Below are 1,256 nucleotides of genomic sequence, written 5' to 3'. Positions count from 1 at the left end.
CCGATAAAAATATATCATCATGAACAATAAAACTGTCTGCTTACATAAACAGTAATACAAGGGGTGTTATGAGCCATATTCAACGGGAAACGTCTTGCTCGAGGCCGCGATTAAATTCCAACCTGGATGCTGATTTATATGGGTATAGATGGGCTCGCGATAATGTCGGGCAATCAGGTGCGACAATCTATCGATTGTATGGGAAGCCCAATGCGCCAGAGTTGTTTCTGAAACATGGCAAAGGTAGCGTTGCCAATGATGTTACAGATGAGATGGTCAGACTAAACTGGCTGACGGCATTTATGCCTCTTCCGACCATCAAGCATTTTATCCGTACTCCTGATGATGCATGGTTACTCACCACTGCGATCCCCGGGAAAACAGCATTCCAGGTATTAGAAGAATATCCTGATTCAGGTGAAAATATTGTTGATGCGCTGGCAGTGTTCCTGCGCCGGTTGCATTCGATTCCTGTTTGTAATTGTCCTTTTAACAGCGATCGCGTATTTCGTCTCGCTCAGGCGCAATCACGAATGAATAACGGTTTGGTTGATGCTAGTGATTTTGATGACGAGCGTAATGGCTGGCCTGTTGAACAAGTCTGGAAAGAAATGCATAAGCTTTTGCCATTCTCACCGGATTCAGTCGTCACTCATGGTGATTTCTCACTTGATAACCTTATTTTTGACGAGGGGAAATTAATAGGTTGTATTGATGTTGGACGAGTCGGAATCGCAGACCGATACCAGGATCTTGCCATCCTATGGAACTGCCTCGGTGAGTTTTCTCCTTCATTACAGAAACGGCTTTTTCAAAAATATGGTATTGATAATCCTGATATGAATAAATTGCAGTTTCATTTGATGCTCGATGAGTTTTTCTGATAGTTAGTCTTTGTAGAGACACAAACCTGAAATTCCGGACACCGCGCTTCAGGACATCTCCCTGGACGCCGATATCTGGCAGTATCCGGACGGTACTATCGAACGCCGGGCCAACGGTACTACCCTGCCCTTTATGACTGACGACCGGCTATCTCACCCACGCACTTCTCCCTGAAATTTAGCATCGTCGCGGTTAATGTCGAAAATTTGCCACCTGACGTGGTTGGCATCGAGGGTGAAAACTGCCGTGGCGAGGGTGTTCTCCTCATCCGGATCGTCGGCAGCCAGCCGGTATTCACCGGCATCAATTTTCAGATTGATATCGTGCAGCACCTGGGTGGTGCCGAAATGTTTAGCGACCGCGCTAAATTC

At 46.3% G+C, this 1,256-nt stretch carries 1 protein-coding gene and 1 pseudogene; one reads left to right on the top strand and one right to left on the bottom strand.

The features are described 5' to 3' along the window. Positions 1–68: 68 nt before the first annotated feature. The gene (aph(3')-Ia, locus tag PSF67_RS21995; RefSeq protein WP_000018326.1) at positions 69–884 is read left to right on the top strand and encodes an aminoglycoside O-phosphotransferase APH(3')-Ia; all 816 of its coding nucleotides are present in this window, start codon (positions 69–71) and stop codon (positions 882–884) included. Positions 885–1,037: 153 nt separating this feature from the next. Here aph(3')-Ia and PSF67_RS21990 read toward each other — a convergent pair. Next, positions 1,038–1,256 (bottom strand): annotated as a pseudogene (locus tag PSF67_RS21990) (hypothetical protein); the annotation flags it as partial.

Origin of the sequence: Providencia sp. PROV076 (genome assembly GCF_028483405.1) — a bacterium.
In the GTDB taxonomy this organism is placed as follows: Bacteria; Pseudomonadota; Gammaproteobacteria; order Enterobacterales; family Enterobacteriaceae; genus Providencia; species Providencia huaxiensis.
This window is presented reverse-complemented; position numbering and strand designations above follow the sequence as displayed.